We start from the raw sequence: 16,483 nt of genomic DNA, 5'->3' as shown, positions 1-16,483 counted from the left end.
TTAATCATTTAGTACGGTAAAAATAGCACTTTTATATTGACTTCTTATCTCATCAACACTATAGTTTTCAAGGTATCTATTTCTATTAAATTCTGAAATTTGAGTAATTTTTTCAGCCTTGAGATCTTTAACTTTTTGAATGGTACGATTTAGGCTTTCAACAGTATTATCAAAAGTAAATTCATTAGTTGGTAAACGTTCTGGCATTGCACCCGTTTTTGCTGAAACAATTGGCAATCCGGCCGCCATAGCATCTATAGCAGTTAATGGACCAGCCTCAAACTCGAAATGAGACACAATAAAACAATCGACACTTTTATAGTAGTTTTCAAGTTCATTATTAGGAACAAAACCTGTAAAAATTATATTCGAGTGGTTTGCTGCCATTTCTTTTAATTCGGCTAGTTGTTCTCCTTTTCCGACAACATAGAGTTTTAGATCCTTATTTTCTTCTCGCATAAATGTTTTCACTAAAACATCAATGTTTTTTTGCTTAACGACTCTTGAAACCGTTAAAAACGATTTGATCTCTGTCTTATTCGGAAGCATTAGCAAAGACGATTCGTTAAAAGAACATTGATCAATTAGTTGATAATTATGTGTACTTAAATGTTGAAGTCGACTAGCATTAGACTCCGAATGATGAATAAATAAATCAACCTTTGCTAACCATTCTGAATCACTTTCAGATTTTAACTTAATGAAATTAGTCGTTCTGAAAATAATCTTTTTTTGAGCACTCTTCGCAGTTTCAATAATTTCCCCCATGTAATTGCTCGATACCTGAGCCAATATTAAAACGGCATCGCAGTCATCGATTTGGGCTTCGATTATTTTTACAGCTTTTTTTCTGAGTCCCAACTTTTTATTTATAGCATTTGAAAGGTAATCTCTAGTGGGTTTGTCTTTACGGTTAAAGAGGTAACTTATGAATGCAAAAAACTTGAATAAGGACTGCTCGTATAGGAGATCATTTAAGTTGATGACCTTAGGTGACGCAATAAAATTATAAAGTTGAGAATGCTTTGAAGCGTGCATCGTCGAAAAAATTCTGATATCAAAACGATCTTCAAAAATACTTGCAACGAAACTCGCTTCGAGTTCTCTTCCACCAAAATCACCGAATGGCCCTACGATTAGAAGTTTTTTCTTTGGTGTTTCACTCACAATCCAAGTTTTTTAGTAAAGGTTAATACACCTTTAATGATCATTAGAAACAATGTTGCAATCTTTCTAAAGAATGGACTCTTATCAATAACCTTTAAAAGTTTGAATCGTTTTGAGGTTTCCTTGAAATGGTTGAAAATATAGGTATCGTGTTCACTGTTAAACACTGTTGGTAAGTAGGCTTTCAGCACGATGGCTTTTTCATCGCTTACCAGTTTAAGGTTTTCTGAATTTGACGAAATTCCGTCGGTATTGAAGATGGTTACATCCTCATCAATTTTTTGATAAGATTCGCCATTTAAACCCAAACATTTTAGAAAAAACTCCCAGTCTGAAACGATTTTTAATTCTTCATTATACAACCCATAAGTATCGAACATCGATTTTAGAATAAATGTTGAAGGATGCGAGACTGTCTTCGAGATTAAATAGGAAAACGTTAATACATCAGGATGCTTTCTAACTGTTAGCTGTCTATCTCTTTCATAATACATATTTCCGCAAAGAAACGAGATGTCTGCTTCGAAATAGTTCTTAACATTTGAAAGTGTGTCATTGTTAAACAGATAATCGCCGCTATTGAGAAACAATAGATATTTCCCTTTTGCTTTTTTGATGCCTTTATTCATGGCATTGTATATACCAGAATCTGCTTCGCTAATCCAATTTAAAGGCGCATAGCTATATGATTGCAATACCTCAACACTTCCGTCTGAAGAGTTACCATCAATAACAATATGCTCAAAGTTTTGCCAACTCTGATTCTTAACGCTTTCTAAGGTTTTCTTCAAACCCTTGGCATCGTTATAATTAATGGTTATTATGGATAATAGTGTCGTCAAGTGCTATTTATTTGATTCTTTTTTCAGCCATAAATTTCCGCCCGTATTTTTGTAAGCCAATGGCATGTCTGCATAGACCTCTTTATGATGCGCATGTAGATAATGTGCAAATACTTGGATACTATAATCATTATTGTTCATCAAAAAAGCTCTAAGTAAATAATTTTCATTCCAGTTATATCCTTTAAAAACCCATTCTTTTGGATATTCAAACGGATAAAAAATATCATGGAAATGAATATATACACCTTCGTTTAATGCAGGAAGTATCTCAAATAAAATAAAGTTTAGATCGCTTCCGCATTTTGAAACATGCGTGCTATCTATAAATAAGATATCATTTGCTTTTAAAGTTTTGAAAAATGAAATATCTACGTCTTGGACGCGACTTTTCAGAATCGCCACCTTTTCCTTATCATTCTGATTTATCAATTTTTCCAAGCGCTCTGTATAGGGCTCTATAAAGTCAAAATTTATATTAGAATCGAAGAACTTATCATTCACGTCTAGCATTAAGGCGGATGAATAGCCAGAGCCGACTTCAATAACGCGATTAGGCTTCAAATACCTTAGCATACCATAAAGAATTATACCGTCTGTATGAAGATAATAAGGGTTTTCGAAATGATACCTCATCCCTTCCTTTGCAGCCTCTGTAAACGGTATTTCTGAATAAAATTGACTCAAATTCTTCAGAAATGATTTTTGGTGTTTAGTATTTAAATCTATTCCATCGATACCGTCGCTTTCGAGACCCTTCCAGATGCGATCTTCATCAGCTTTAACTTCTTTTAAATTAGGAATTACAGAGTAAAAATGCCCTGGAGAAAAATTTGCATTATCTCTATAAAGTCGATCACGTCTATGTAAGCCTCTGATATAAGGTAATTGATTTAATATATGCTTAATAAAATTCATATTCATTAATTCTTCATAGCCGCTTCAAACACATTTATATATTGGTTAACAACAGTTTCGGCATTATACTTTTCTAAGGCATGTTTTCGGATCTCATTTCGGTTCCATTTCACGCCCAAATCTAAAAATTTTTCAATTCCATCTCTAAGGCCTGAACTATTTGCTTGTGCTACAAGAATGCCATTAAGACCATCATCAATGATATCGGAGATTCCTCCAACATCAAAGCCAATAACAGGTGTTCCGCACATACAAGATTCTATTGCTGTGTTTGGTAAGTTATCAATTAATGAAGGTAAAACAAAAACATCCATCGCATTATAAATTTGGCACATCTCATCTTCACTCTCTATAGAACCGAAGGATGTGATACCCAACGTCTCTAAATCAATGTTGTCATCAGAACCAACTGCATAAAAACTCAAGCGATCGTCATTTAATGAAACAATAGTTTTGATCAGTATCTCAATTCCTTTTCTACTGTTTTTAAGGGATTGCGACACAAATAGTATATTCGTTTTAGTCTTATCTATTTGGTTAGAATTCCTAAAATCTAGGTCTTCATAAATTCTGAAAGTATCTGAATCAATAGTATTTGGAATGCAGTAACCTTCATAGTTTCCAAATATCTCGCTATTTTGTGCTTGCGTTTTTAGCCAGTTTGAGGGAGAAATGAGTTTAAGATTATTCACGCGGCTAAAAATCATTCGTTTTTTAGCTATAATACTATCGAACATGATCTGCTCTTCAGGTTTAATTATTCGAGGTATTGGATTTCCGTTATCATCGATTCCATCGTAAATCTCTTCGTAGTGTTCACCTCCCAAAAAGGGACTCATATCGTGCATAGTCCAAAAGACTGGTTTCTTATTTTTTCGAAAAAAAGATTCATAATCTAAGAATTGCGCTACCCAATGTAAATTAATGACATCTGCATTTTTATAATATTCACTTTGTGTAATATCATAGTTTGAATCTGGCATTGAAAAATATTCTAAATGCTTAGACCGATTCCGCCTAAAGTTATATTCCTCCGTTTTTCTTTGTTTCCTTTTGAAATCAAATTTTCGTATTACGCGATTCCATATTTTAGTAAATACATTTGATGACTTAGGCCGAAAGACCTTTACATCAGCCCTAGAATTGTCTTGCGAAGGATGAAGGATGAGTAAATTGCTATCATAACCTTTTGAAATCAAGGCTTCATGAAGTCTTAAACACGCTTTAGCAGCACCACCCTTGTCATATGTATTTACCAGAAGTATTTTCATGGTTTCTCGAACACTACAATTATTGAATGCCCTCTAATTTTTTGTTGTTGAGATAACACCTTTCGCTTATATAATCTGTTCAATTTGAGTTTGAAAAAGATGCGCTTAAGTAATGGTCTATTTTTGAACCACTGGTCATATTTTGAAGTAATGTACCAAGAAACGTGGTAGTCTTGTAATGGCTCAAAATCGACAGTTTCTATATTCAAATTATATTTATCCTTAAGGTATTCAAATGGTTTTTGTGTCCACCATCCCATATGATGTGGCGGGAAGTTTAAAATTCCACCCTTGGAGTATTTAATAAATGAATCATTATTAGGTACTGAAATCAGTAATTTACCTTTTGGTTTAAGTGCAGTTATCATTGCCTCAATGAAACTTGCAACATCCGAAATATGTTCTAAAACTTGAAATGAACAAACAAAGTCGTACGTTTCTCGTTGATGTTCGCTGTGCGCCTGAATGGTCTCCCCTAACACTTTGATGTTTTTTTTCTGTGCTTCTTCAACCTTAGATTGATTAAGTTCTAAACCAGTTATATCATAACCTAAATCGTTAAGTTTGGAAATAAAGCCAAGACCACCGCTACCAACTTCGAGAATTTTATCGTCCTTACTGATATATTTCAAAGCTAAATCGTGTTCCCATTTCCACGGCATGTAATACCAATCAAAATCCTGAAGCTTTTGATAAAATAAATCATCACCCGACAGATTAAACGGATAAAAAAATCTGTACCCAGAACCATTACATTCGTACAAACCAAAGGTGTCATTGCCATTAAACAGGTGCTCAACATCTAAATTTAATTGCGCCTTATAATCAGCCACAAAGCTACTAGTGGTATACGTTTCAACTAAGGTTGTCTCATGACCGAATGGTGATTTAGGATTCGTATTTGGTGTCATCTTTTTATTAATTACTTAGTATTGTAATCCCTTTTTTCAAAAACATCAAACTCAGACAAAGGATCTGCATTATATATTTTGAAATTTGGTCTTAAGTTGGGGTCATTAAATTGTTCATATTGCATATACATGGCATAAAACTTATAAAGTCGCCCTTTTGGTTGACGCCCTTGGTATGCTAATGTATCGGTAATAATTCCTTCTTCTTTCAAGAAGAATTCGAGAGACGGTTTATCGTGGTCATAAAAATGCCCGTAACCTTTTGTGGTTTGCCAATCGTGATCGATACCTAACAGATTTAAATCCTCAAGACCTAAATAATATCCAAGTTGAAGCGCAACGATAGCAACACTTGTTGGTGCCATGATCCGTTTTGTAAAACTACTCGGAAAAGTGCCGCCGTACGCATACTGATAAACTCTATGGGTCTTAAAAACAGAGCTAGCTATTTCAAAATCTCGGGCTTCGACCAACACAATTGTATCCTTTGGAAGTCGCTCCTCTGCCCTGGCATACCATAATTTTATGATCTTATCAGTTAGTGGTGGATGAGACGCTGCAAAAATATGAATCCCGGGGTTTATACCTTTGATCTCTGGATGTTCGTGAAAGTTTCCCATCGAGATTACAAGCGCGTCTTTATCAAATAAACTAAAATCTATTTCATTAATTGAAGGTGCAGAACCCAAAATATAGGCCTTGGAATATTGCTGAAAATGAAGAATAAGTTCACGGTTTTCCGGAAACAATACATCTCTACCAAGTAAGGTATTCAATTTATATTTTATGGATTTCAGTATATTCATTTAACAGTATTATTTGCGCCCAATAATTCTCTTAAGTACTTTTTTTAGTTTTGTTTTTGTGCGATTTAGCTGCGACGGCTGAGTAATTATTTGTGCGTCTGGCATTTTGTTGAGCTCTTTTACCAACAAAACAATGAGTTTTTCATAGTTATCTGTAATTTCTAACTCATTCGTCTGTTGTTCTTCATCAAATTGGCTGAAATTCTCAATTTGAAAGTTACTAAAACGGGTTTTGAACAATTCTTCATTGTCAGCTTCATAAAACTCATTTAAACCACTTACTTGTTCATCATTTAGTAATTTATACCGTGAAAATTTTGCTTTATGAAAATGCTTTTGCATCAATGAACGCAAAATATTATTCTCTTCATTAGATAAATACGGTGTACATGCCTTAGCTATTTCAGCTGCTTTTTTACTGTAGCCTTGATTGTAATTTTCAAGGTTTAGTGTTTTTAGAACGTCGATAGAGGTAAAGTCACCTAAAATATTGATAAGATTTTTGCTTTCTAATATAGCCTTATCATAAGGAACTGCGAATATATTATCATCGCCAAATAGTACGCCATAAGATTTACAAAATTGCGTCCATTTAAGATTTGACAACAGATGTTTTTGCATGAATCTTTCTATTTCGATCTGTTCTCCTTGATGTAAATATTGTGTATAGATCGACTGAATAAACTGTTCTTGATGGCGTAATACAACGAATATTTTTTTCATGCTGAAATCTGACAAAGCATTAAAAAGCACCTTAGCAACTTCAGCAGAATTTGCATAAAGCGATTTAGGATTTCCTGAAAGATATTCGCAACAGATAATATACTTCTGAATATCGTCTTCAAGTCGAGAATCGATAAAAGTTTTTAAATCTGAACTAATTTTATCGTTTGCTTGCTCGAGCATCATAAGATCGTGAGCAGCTTCAAAATTATAGAGATTAATAAACTTTGCTGAAGATTTCTTCAAAGCTTTAGAATGTTTCATTAAAGCATTTTGAATACTTGTCGTCCCTGTTTTATGTGTACCAATATGTATGAAAATCTCCTTTTGCATACCTATTCTTTAACCCAATCCAAATTCGGAATAATTAAGGCTCTTCTTACCTGCGCATTATTATAAAACCCAATTTCGTTGATTTTGAAATTTAGACAATCTATACGCTGAACACCTTGGCGCTTGGTGTTATTATAGAAAAAGAGTCGTATTTTATAATCTCCTTTGTTTAAAAAGTTCCCGTTTATTTTGGCCTTAAATGTGGTTTCACCTTCTTCGATTGAAAAGCTATTACTATCAGAAAATGAAGAACTTAATATTACAACATTACTAGAATTGACTACAGCAAACGACAAGTCAAAATCATCTAAAACACCCTCATTCTTGATAATATCGAACTCTACTGAAATATCTTCATTAAACCTAAAATTTGATGTAGACTCTCCCTTAGAATTCTTTAATGAAACGCGCTGTACATAGCAGTTTTCATCTAAATCTGTTTCTGTGAAAGTGGATCTAAACTCAAGATTGTTGCTCAGGTAGTAATCTATAACATCATTAATTTTCCCAGTAAATTCTATTTCACCATGGTTGAGCAAAATACCTCGTTCGCACAATCTAGCCATCGATTCCATATTATGACTTACGAAAAGAACAGTTCTTCCATCACTAGAAGATATATCTTGCATTTTCCCAATAGCTTTCTTCTGAAATTCTGCATCGCCAACGGCTAACACCTCATCAACGACCAAAATATCGGGCTCTAAAAATGCCGCAACTGCAAAAGCTAAGCGCACTCGCATACCAGAGCTGTAGCGTTTAACTGGTGTATCTATATATCTCAAGCAGCCAGAAAATTCAATGATCTCATCAATCTTATCATTGATCTCTGCCTTGGTCATTCCTAAAATTGCACCGTTTAGATAGATATTTTCTCGTCCGGTCATTTCAGGATGAAAACCAGTTCCCACCTCCAATAGTGATGCTATTCGACCATTAGTTTTTACGATGCCTACCGTTGGTGATGTGACCTTCGATAAAATTTTTAATAAGGTAGATTTCCCCGCACCATTTTTGCCAATGATACCTAAAACCTCACCGCGTTTTACTTCAAAATTTATGTTTTTTATAGCCCAAACATATTGCGAATCGCCTTTTTCACTTCGTACGTTAGTTTCTCCTACTTTAAGATAGGGATCGTCTTTACCTCGCACTCTACTCCACCATCGGTTGATGTCATGGCTAATAGTCCCAGTACCAACAAGTCCTAAACGGTACTGTTTTCCTAAATTTTCAACCTTTAAAATAACCTCTGAACTCATTATATGGTATCGATAAAGCTTTTTTCTGTTTTATTAAAAATTACTAGACCCAGCAAGAAAATTACACATGAAATAATGATTGCATAAATGATCTTATTAATATCTAAATGCCCGTCCCCGAGAATGATTACTCTAAACGACTCTACAATAATCGCAATAGGGTTCCATTCTATCAACCAGTAGTAATTTGGTAGTTTATCCTTAAAATATGACATAGGGTACATTACTGCAGAACCATACATTAGTAACTGCACACCAAATTGAATTAAAAAAGTAAGATCCCTGTATTTGGTCGTCATAGATGAAACGATCATTCCCAATCCTAAACCTAATAAAGCCATAAGTATTACAAAAAGCGGGAATACAAGTATGTTTAATCCAGGTGCTATATCATAAGTAACTTTACTAAAAAACACGTAGTACAGGTAGAAACCTGAAAGCACCAATAATTGAATACCAAATTTCAAAAGGTTAGAAACTACAACCGACATTGGCATTATAACTCTCGGAAAATATACCTTCCCAAAAATGTTTTCATTCTTCTTAAAGGTATCACTAGTGCCAACTAAACACTCTTTGAAATAATTCCAGGCGGTAATTCCAGCAAGATTAAATAAGAAGTTAGGAACGCCTTCACCAGTTGGTATATCAGCCAGATTATTAAATATTAATGTGAAAATTAATGAGGTAAATAAAGGTTGAATTAAATACCACAGTGGTCCGAGGATGGTTTGCTTATAAAGGGTTATAATATCGCGCTTTACAAACAAAAAAAGTAGATCCCTGTAGCGCCAAATCTCCCTGAAATTAAAGTCAATTAATCTCTTTTTTGAGGAAATCGTATAAAGCCAACGCTCTTCAGCGGTTTTCAATTGAAAGTATTTTTAGGCTAATATAAGAAATGAAATAAAGGAAAATAAGTTTATTATTATGCTTTTTCCACAAGGTATGAACTATAGTATAATTTCATTTTGTTAATACCCTCTTCCAATGAAATTAATTCTCTACCTAAAAGTTCTTTCATTTTTGTAATATCAGGACATCTTCTATTCATGTCTCCTTCTTTTAGGGATGGTAAGAAAATGATTTCTGAAGTAGAGTCAGTAATGTCAATAATTTTCTTTGCGAGGTCTAAAATGCTTATTTCTACATCGTTTCCAACATTTAATACATCATTTACATAAGCATCTTCATATAAGGCTTTGAGGCAAACATCAACATTATCATCTATATAACAAAATGAACGTGTTTGATCGCCTTTCCCATAAATAGGAATAGGCTGATCATTCAATGCTAATCGCATAAACCTCGGCATGACAAAATCATTACTTTGTGTTGGCCCATATGTATTGAAAAATCTAAAGATGGTATAATTTAAACCGTATTCTCTTTGATAGGCTTTGAAAAACGATTCCCCAACATTCTTAACAATAGCATATGGCAAGCGCGAGTTTAACGGTGTTGTTTTTTCGTTTTGCGGAATCTCAAAAGGTTCACCATAAACTTCAGAGGAGCTCGAATAAAAAACGCGCTTAACTCCAGAATTTTTTGATAATGACAACACATTCTTAATACCTTCAATATCGTTGAGGACATTGATGGGATTGCTTAATGTACGCTCTACGCCAACAACTGCGGCATAGTGAAACACATATTCAAACTTAAATGTGGCAAAAATGGAGATAATGTCATTGTAGTCATTGACATCAGCTTTGATAAATTTAACGTTGTGTTTTTTTGGAACTTTTGAAAGGTTACCTGTAGAAAGATTATCAATAATAACCACATTAAGGTTATCATTTACAGCCAATTTTGTAGCCAAAGAACTACCCAACTGACCAGCGCCTCCCGTAATCAAAATATTTGTCATTAATAATGGATTAATATTAAAGACTTATATATCTAGGGAATATAACAGACTTTTATTGAATTAATAGCGCAATAAATATAGAAATTTTTCGAACTAAAAAAGCAAAATTTGAAAGGATTTTCTCTAATTGAAGTAATCCCAGGTAATTTTTAGCCCCTCTCTTACAGTGAATTGTGGTTTATAACCTAATAATTTCTCTGCTTTTGAAATGTCAGCTAAAGAGTCTCTAACATCACCCTGTCGAGGTGGACCATAAACAGCTTTAAGATCAGAATTTGCTGCATCACGTAATGAATCCCAAAGGTAATTCACCGAAATTCGTTCGCCACAGGCCACATTAAATACTTCATTAGCGGCATCTTTTGAAGCGAAAAACCCTCTTATATTAGCTTGAACTGCATTATCTACAAATGTAAAATCTCGGGTTTGTTCGCCATCACCATTAATTTTTGATGGCTCATTATCTTTAAGAGCCTGCATAAATAAAGGAATAACTGCAGCATATGCGCCATTCGGACTCTGTTTTGGACCAAATACATTAAAATAACGTAATCCTATAACATCAGTGCCGTAAGTTTTACCGAAAACATCTGCATAGAGTTCATTTACATATTTTGTAACGGCGTACGGAGACAGAGGTTTTCCGATATGATCTTCTACTTTAGGGAGTGTCTTACTATCACCATAAGTTGAGCTTGAAGCAGCATAAACCATACGCTTCACTGTCGGACTATCTTTAAGGGCGATCAACATGTTCAAAAAACCAGAGATATTAACCTCATTTGATGTTGCCGGATCATTGATCGATCTAGGTACAGACCCTAAGGCTGCCTGGTGTGTAACATAATCAATACCTTCCATGGCTTTCTTACAAGTATCGAGGTCGCGGATATCACCTTCAAGTAATTCAAAGGCTGGGTTATCCATAAACTCAGTCAAGTTTTCGCGATAGCCATTAGAAAAATTATCTAGAACACGAACTTTCTTCGCGCCATATTTCAGTAAATATTCAACAATATTAGAACCGATGAAGCCTCCACCACCAGTCACTAGAAATCCGAACTGTGATAAGTCTTCAGTATGATATTGATTAGAGTACATTATTTTGATTTGAGGTTAAAATTATAAACGTGCGTCTACTTCTTCAATTGGTAATAGTGATTTTACATCGAATACCACACATTTATCAGATTTCAAATTGTCTATAGAAATGTTTAAAAATTCTTTGTGAGAAACGGCCAATATGATAGCATCGTAATTCGCCTTGAGTTCGTCCGTAGACGAAATTAAGTCTAACCCATATTCATGATTTACTTCTTCTTTTGAAGCCCATGGATCGTAGACATCCACATTAACATGATACGATTGTAATTCTTCAATAATATCGATAACTCTAGAATTTCTTATATCTGGACAATTTTCTTTAAAGGTAATTCCGAGCACAAGCGCGTTTGACCCTTTGATTGTAGCCCCTTTGTTGATCATCATTTTTACAGTCTCAGTAGCTACATAGCCACCCATACTGTCATTCATCTTACGACCAGCAAGAATAATTTCAGGATTATAGCCAGACTCGATAGCCTTTTGTGCTAAGTAGTATGGATCAACGCCAATGCAGTGACCACCAACTAATCCTGGTGAGAATTTTAGGAAATTCCATTTTGTACCAGCAGCTTCTAATACCGCTTTGGTGTCTATATCAAGTAATCTAAAGATCTTTGATAACTCATTTACGAAAGCGATATTGATATCGCGCTGTGAATTCTCAATAACTTTAGCTGCTTCAGCTACCTTTATAGAAGGTGCTAAATGTGTACCAGCGGTAATAACCTTCTTATAGAGTTGATCTATTTTTTCAGCGATTTCTGGTGTAGAACCAGAGGTAACCTTTAAAATTTTGGTAACTGTGTGCTTTTTATCACCCGGATTAATACGCTCTGGTGAATAACCCGCATAAAAGTCTTTATTAAAGGAAAGGCCTGAAACTTTTTCTAAAACAGGAATACAAATGTCTTCAGTTGCACCTGGATAAACGGTAGATTCGTAGATGACGATATCATCGTTTTTTAGAACTTTACCAACTGTTTCACTCGCTTTTATTAATGGTGTGAATACAGGACGTTTTAATTCATCTGTTGGCGTCGGAACCGTCACGATATAAACGTTAGCTACGGCAAGCGCATCAACGTCATCAGTAATAAATAATCCTTTATCTGCATTGAGATCTGAAGTTAGTACAGATCTTAAATTATCATTTTCAACTTCGAGTGTTTTATCAACACCAGAATTTAACTCATTGATTCGCTGTTTGTTGATATCAAAACCAACAACAAAATATTGTTTAGCAAATTCAACTGCAAGGGGCAAACCGACATAACCTAATCCGATGATTGCAATTTTGTCTTCAGAATGTGTCATTTGTTTAAAGTAGATTTTATAATGAGCCTCAAATCTAAATAAAAACTATAATTCCTAACGTAGTTTTTGTTGATTTTCACTTTATCTACCCAAATAATCGTTCTATTGTAATGCTCGGGATCTTTTTGCCGTTCTAATACACGTTCTTCATCTTTGTATTTTATTGTTGCTTCGCCAGTTATGCCCGGTTTTACCAACAAAATAATTCTATCATCACCCTCCAACTTATCAGCAAACCCAACAACATCTGGTCGTGGACCAACAAAACTCATATCACCTTTTAGCACATTGAATAACTGCGGCAGTTCATCTAATTTAGTTTGGCGCAAATATTTCCCTAGTGCAGTAGCACTTTTCTCGAGATGACCAAGTTGATGAACACCTTCGCGAAGCGTTCTTATTTTATATATTTTGAAAAGTTTTCCGTGCTGCCCCACCCTTAATTGAGAAAACACACCGTATTTTTTTGTATCTATGGTGGCTGCAATTACGAGAACAACTATCGGAATAATTAAAAAAGGTAATAATAGCAATACTAAGCCTAAATCAAAAATTCGCTTCAATATTAGCTGTCTCTTGGTGATCAAATCAATCTATTTTTGAAAGTGTTATAAGCGTTTCAGGAAATTCTTCGCCCTTTTAAAGAAGGATTGATTATCCTTTTCGTGATAAGCATTGCCATATGTACCGTAACCATATCCATAGCCATAACCATAGCCATAACCATAGCCGTAATTGTGATTGCTCTTATGCCTGTAGAAATTAAGTACGAAGCTTATATTTTTAAGCTCACCAGTCTTGTGCTTAGCATTCACAAGTTGTAACATACCTTTTTTCGTGTAGTCTAACCGCACCATGAATATCGTAGCATCTGCATATTGAACCAATTCTAAGGCATCAGTTACTAAACCTAAAGGCGGTGTATCTAAAATTATGATATCATATTGCTCTTTCAAGTTGGCAATAAGATCTTTAAGACTGTCACTCATCAATAACTCAGATGGATTTGGCGGTATTGGCCCTGAAGTGATTAAGTCTAAGTTTTCAATATGTGTATTGGTAATAATTTCATTTAAGTTACTGTCTCCTATGAGGTAATTGACGATACCTTTTTCATTGGTGATATTAAAATCATCAAAGATTTTGGGCTTTCTTAAATCTAAACCGAGTAATAATGTTTTTTTACCTGAAATGGCATAAACAGTGGCTATGTTTATAGATGTAAAAGTTTTTCCTTCACCACTCACAGAAGAGGTAATCAGTAAGGTATTTGCTTTACTTTCAGAAGGAGTATTTTTGAAGATGAATTGCAGACTTGATCGTATTGCTCTGAAGGACTCTGCAACCGCTGATTTAGGTTTCTCATAAGCTACAAGATTATTCTTGTAACGATATTTTCCAATAAGTCCAAGTATTGGAATGTTCGACATTTTCATGATTTCATCTGAACCATGAATAGTATTATCGAGTAAATAAACTACAAAGATGAGTAGCATCGGACTGAAGAAACCAATCATTAATGCCATCATATAATTTAGAGACTTTTTTGGTCCTATTGGTGCATTACCAATATCCTTGGCTTCATCAATAACGGTGATATCCGAAACATTAGCCGCCTTTACTATAGCCGCTTCACTGAGTTTGGCCTGGTAAATATCGTAGGCCTCTCGATTCATATCTAAATTTCTCTGAATTTTTAAAAATTCTTGCTGGTCTTGAGGTAATCCGATCAGTTCAGATTCTAAATTGGCAATCTTCCTGCTGATTGTATTTAATTGAATTCCTATCGTTTGTTTGGTAACATCAATGGCTTCGAGTAAAACACTTTTTTCGGTATCGATTCTTCGGTCTAATTCATCAAAAAGAATGGAACCTTCCTTGGTAGAATACTCTAAATTTCGACGTTCAATTGATAAAGCTATAATTTTGCTTACACTCGATAAAATATTAGCCTCTTCAATACCTACCGAAGAAGGAGCTGCAATCTGACTGTAGTCGTTTTTGGTTCTCAAATAGTTTTCGAGGGTATTCAGATAGTTGAGTTTAGACTGCTCAATCAGCTTTTCCTTATCGTACTCCTTGAGTTGCTCTGACTTTTGACTGATCTCTTCTTCAACATTAAAAACCTTATTCGACTTTCTGAAATCATTCATTTCGCTAGTCACGGCTTTTAACCTATTATCCACAGCACTAAGACTGCTATCGATAAATTTAATGGTGTTTGTTGCATAGAGGTTTTTTCGCTCTAACTCCGTTCTACTTAAAATGGCTGAAGTTGCATTAAGAAAATCTACAATTTTTAGCTTATTCTTTCCTATAAGAGACAACCTTAATACAGACGAAGCATCTCGTGAGGTTGGTTCAATTTTGATATTATTCTTGTAAGTATCAACAACCGAATCAAAGTTCAAATACCTAATAAAAAAGGTTTTTCCTACCGGAATATTGGCTCTAGGTTTTAAATTAACCACACCATTAAAAAAGGATTCGTTGACGGCCTCACCAAATTTAAACGTCTTGCTAAATAGCCCAGGATTAACACTCAATGGTAGCTTATTCTTATCATCATCGTAAAACTGACCTGTAACCTTAGTGCCTTCAAACTCGTAAAACAACTCATAAGTAGCTTGGTCAATTATTCGAATTCCGAAAGGAATACCGAGTGCCTGCGGTTTAGATTTATCGGTGATTACTTCAAAAGGTGCATTCTTATATATGTCAATAAGATGATATTTTCCTTCTTCCAAATACTCTTTATAGTATTCTAGCGAATCTATTACCAGTTCGTTGTGCGTTCGTGTTTTTATCTCGGTGAGGATGCTTCCTACCTTACCAGACACACCTCCCCAGTTAAATGAAATACTCGTATTTGCGGTGAAGAACGGATTCTGATCGTTGTTTACGGTGATCAATGAATCTAATCTGTAAATATTCTGTTTCCTAACATTGATAAAATAAGCAACAATTAAGGCAACCCCAATACACAAAAGAACCAATTTCCAAAGGTTCAACGCTTTGAATAAGAAGCCTTTAAAATCAAATCCAACGTTTTGAGATTCTAAGTTGTCTATATCTTCATAGGCTTTATAATCCATGTGCTATAATCTTGTAAAAAGTAAAATAGTTGTTGCCGCTATTGAAATTATGGTGGCTATTGTTGTTAAACTCGACACGGCAGTCTCTCCTGTACCAATAGACTTTTGCTTTAAGGGTTTGACGTAAATCATGTCGTTGGGCTGTATGTAGTAATACGGAGAACGCATCACATTCACATCTGTTAAATCCAAATGATGAATTTTTTGTCCCTGAGGGTATTGTCTTATCACCAATACATCCTTCTTATCTCCAGTAATTGGTATTTCACCAGAATTAGCGATAGCTTCAAATATATTAACACGTTCCTTATACAATGTTACTGTTCCAGGATTTCCAATTTCACCGTTCGCCGTGTATCGCAATCCTGCTAATTTCACAGTGATAAAAATATTAGCCGTTTCTTTGAATTGCTCCTCGAGCAATTTATCCTCGATAAGTTTTTCAATTTCGGCCGTAGTATATCCTAATACCGTAAAACGACCTAAGGTTGGTATTCTTATCATTCCGTGAATATCTACCGTAAACCCATCAAAATACGCACGCTCTGCACTACTTGCATTAAGGTTTCCTTCGCCTATTGGATTAAAAATTTGAACATTATCCTGATCGAGAACTTTAATTCTAATATTTAAAATATCATCGATTTGAACACGATATGGCTTCTGAACTTCAGTTAGATTATAAGGAATGGTATCGTTAGTTGCATTCTCCTTGTTTTGTAAATAAACCGTGTCTTTATGGGGAATACATGAAGAAATAAAAATACAACCCAGAACAATGATCAAAAGCTTAATGCTTTTCATAGATAAAATATGTTGTTTACAGACAAATATAATGTATCAACTGCAATAACAAAACTATTAGGT

The 16,483-nt window shown here is 34.6% G+C and carries 15 protein-coding genes; all 15 read right to left on the bottom strand.

The features are described 5' to 3' along the window. Window positions 1-1,167: a glycosyltransferase family 4 protein gene (locus tag DDY94_RS09435; RefSeq protein WP_111683860.1), complete on the bottom strand. Its 1,167-nt coding sequence runs from the start codon at window positions 1,165-1,167 to the stop codon at window positions 1-3. Continuing rightward, on the bottom strand, window positions 1,164-2,009 hold the full coding sequence (locus DDY94_RS09430; RefSeq protein ID WP_111683859.1) for a glycosyltransferase family 2 protein: 846 nt from the start codon (window positions 2,007-2,009) through the stop codon (window positions 1,164-1,166). Before DDY94_RS09430 ends, DDY94_RS09435 begins: the two co-directional genes overlap by 4 nt. Before the next feature lie 3 nt (window positions 2,010-2,012). Then, on the bottom strand, window positions 2,013-2,927 hold the full coding sequence (locus tag DDY94_RS09425) for a class I SAM-dependent methyltransferase (RefSeq protein ID WP_157957287.1): 915 nt from the start codon (window positions 2,925-2,927) through the stop codon (window positions 2,013-2,015). 5 nt (window positions 2,928-2,932) lie between these two features. Beyond that, window positions 2,933-4,198 (bottom strand): glycosyltransferase, encoded by a 1,266-nt coding sequence (locus tag DDY94_RS09420; RefSeq protein WP_111683857.1) that lies wholly within the window; start codon window positions 4,196-4,198, stop codon window positions 2,933-2,935. Next, complete coding sequence (locus DDY94_RS09415; RefSeq protein ID WP_111683856.1) at window positions 4,195-5,109, bottom strand: class I SAM-dependent methyltransferase; 915 nt, start codon at window positions 5,107-5,109, stop codon at window positions 4,195-4,197. The genes DDY94_RS09420 and DDY94_RS09415 overlap by 4 nt, the downstream gene beginning before the upstream one ends. 11 nt (window positions 5,110-5,120) lie before the next feature. Beyond that, window positions 5,121-5,915: a hypothetical protein gene (locus DDY94_RS09410; RefSeq protein ID WP_111683855.1), complete on the bottom strand. Its 795-nt coding sequence runs from the start codon at window positions 5,913-5,915 to the stop codon at window positions 5,121-5,123. Between the two features lie 9 nt (window positions 5,916-5,924). Continuing rightward, a complete protein-coding gene (locus DDY94_RS09405; protein WP_111683854.1) occupies window positions 5,925-6,971 on the bottom strand; it encodes a hypothetical protein in 1,047 nt (348 codons plus the stop codon). A 2-nt stretch (window positions 6,972-6,973) separates the two neighbouring features. Next, entirely contained in the window at window positions 6,974-8,233 is a 1,260-nt protein-coding gene (locus DDY94_RS09400) for an ABC transporter ATP-binding protein (protein ID WP_111683853.1), read from the bottom strand. Next, window positions 8,233-9,105: an ABC transporter permease gene (locus DDY94_RS09395; RefSeq protein WP_111683852.1), complete on the bottom strand. Its 873-nt coding sequence runs from the start codon at window positions 9,103-9,105 to the stop codon at window positions 8,233-8,235. Before DDY94_RS09395 ends, DDY94_RS09400 begins: the two co-directional genes overlap by 1 nt. A gap of 56 nt (window positions 9,106-9,161) precedes the next feature. Next, a complete protein-coding gene (locus DDY94_RS09390) occupies window positions 9,162-10,103 on the bottom strand; it encodes an NAD-dependent epimerase/dehydratase family protein (RefSeq protein ID WP_111683851.1) in 942 nt (313 codons plus the stop codon). Window positions 10,104-10,226: 123 nt separating this feature from the next. Continuing rightward, the gene (locus DDY94_RS09385; protein ID WP_111683850.1) at window positions 10,227-11,204 is read right to left on the bottom strand and encodes an SDR family oxidoreductase; all 978 of its coding nucleotides are present in this window, start codon (window positions 11,202-11,204) and stop codon (window positions 10,227-10,229) included. 21 nt (window positions 11,205-11,225) lie between these two features. Further along, the gene (locus DDY94_RS09380; protein WP_111683849.1) at window positions 11,226-12,521 is read right to left on the bottom strand and encodes a nucleotide sugar dehydrogenase; all 1,296 of its coding nucleotides are present in this window, start codon (window positions 12,519-12,521) and stop codon (window positions 11,226-11,228) included. After that, window positions 12,518-13,108 carry a sugar transferase gene (locus tag DDY94_RS09375; RefSeq protein WP_232817850.1) on the bottom strand — a complete coding sequence of 197 codons (591 nt, stop codon included), beginning with the start codon at window positions 13,106-13,108 and terminating at the stop codon, window positions 12,518-12,520. The genes DDY94_RS09380 and DDY94_RS09375 overlap by 4 nt, the downstream gene beginning before the upstream one ends. Window positions 13,109-13,129: 21 nt before the next feature. After that, on the bottom strand, window positions 13,130-15,616 hold the full coding sequence (locus tag DDY94_RS09370) for a polysaccharide biosynthesis tyrosine autokinase (RefSeq protein ID WP_111683848.1): 2,487 nt from the start codon (window positions 15,614-15,616) through the stop codon (window positions 13,130-13,132). A gap of 3 nt (window positions 15,617-15,619) precedes the next feature. Continuing rightward, the gene (locus tag DDY94_RS09365; protein WP_111683847.1) at window positions 15,620-16,420 is read right to left on the bottom strand and encodes a polysaccharide biosynthesis/export family protein; all 801 of its coding nucleotides are present in this window, start codon (window positions 16,418-16,420) and stop codon (window positions 15,620-15,622) included. Window positions 16,421-16,483 lie beyond the last annotated feature (63 nt).

This window comes from Winogradskyella tangerina, assembly GCF_003260205.1.
GTDB classification, from domain to species: Bacteria; Bacteroidota; Bacteroidia; order Flavobacteriales; family Flavobacteriaceae; genus Winogradskyella; species Winogradskyella tangerina.
Note: the sequence above shows the minus strand (reverse complement) of the source record. Positions and strands in the feature narration are given on the sequence as shown.

Bases quoted from the DNA above. Each gene is read 5' to 3' on its own strand.
- DDY94_RS09425 (WP_157957287.1), bottom strand. From the start codon at position 2,927: ATGAATTTTATTAAGCATATATTAAATCAATTACCTTATATCAGAGGC.
- DDY94_RS09420 (WP_111683857.1), bottom strand. From the start codon at position 4,198: ATGAAAATACTTCTGGTAAATACATATGACAAGGGTGGTGCTGCTAAA.
- DDY94_RS09415 (WP_111683856.1), bottom strand. From the start codon at position 5,109: ATGACACCAAATACGAATCCTAAATCACCATTCGGTCATGAGACAACC.
- DDY94_RS09410 (WP_111683855.1), bottom strand. From the start codon at position 5,915: ATGAATATACTGAAATCCATAAAATATAAATTGAATACCTTACTTGGT.
- DDY94_RS09405 (WP_111683854.1), bottom strand. From the start codon at position 6,971: ATGCAAAAGGAGATTTTCATACATATTGGTACACATAAAACAGGGACG.
- DDY94_RS09400 (WP_111683853.1), bottom strand. From the start codon at position 8,233: ATGAGTTCAGAGGTTATTTTAAAGGTTGAAAATTTAGGAAAACAGTAC.
- DDY94_RS09390 (WP_111683851.1), bottom strand. From the start codon at position 10,103: ATGACAAATATTTTGATTACGGGAGGCGCTGGTCAGTTGGGTAGTTCT.
- DDY94_RS09385 (WP_111683850.1), bottom strand. From the start codon at position 11,204: ATGTACTCTAATCAATATCATACTGAAGACTTATCACAGTTCGGATTT.
- DDY94_RS09380 (WP_111683849.1), bottom strand. From the start codon at position 12,521: ATGACACATTCTGAAGACAAAATTGCAATCATCGGATTAGGTTATGTC.
- DDY94_RS09370 (WP_111683848.1), bottom strand. From the start codon at position 15,616: ATGGATTATAAAGCCTATGAAGATATAGACAACTTAGAATCTCAAAAC.
- DDY94_RS09365 (WP_111683847.1), bottom strand. From the start codon at position 16,420: ATGAAAAGCATTAAGCTTTTGATCATTGTTCTGGGTTGTATTTTTATT.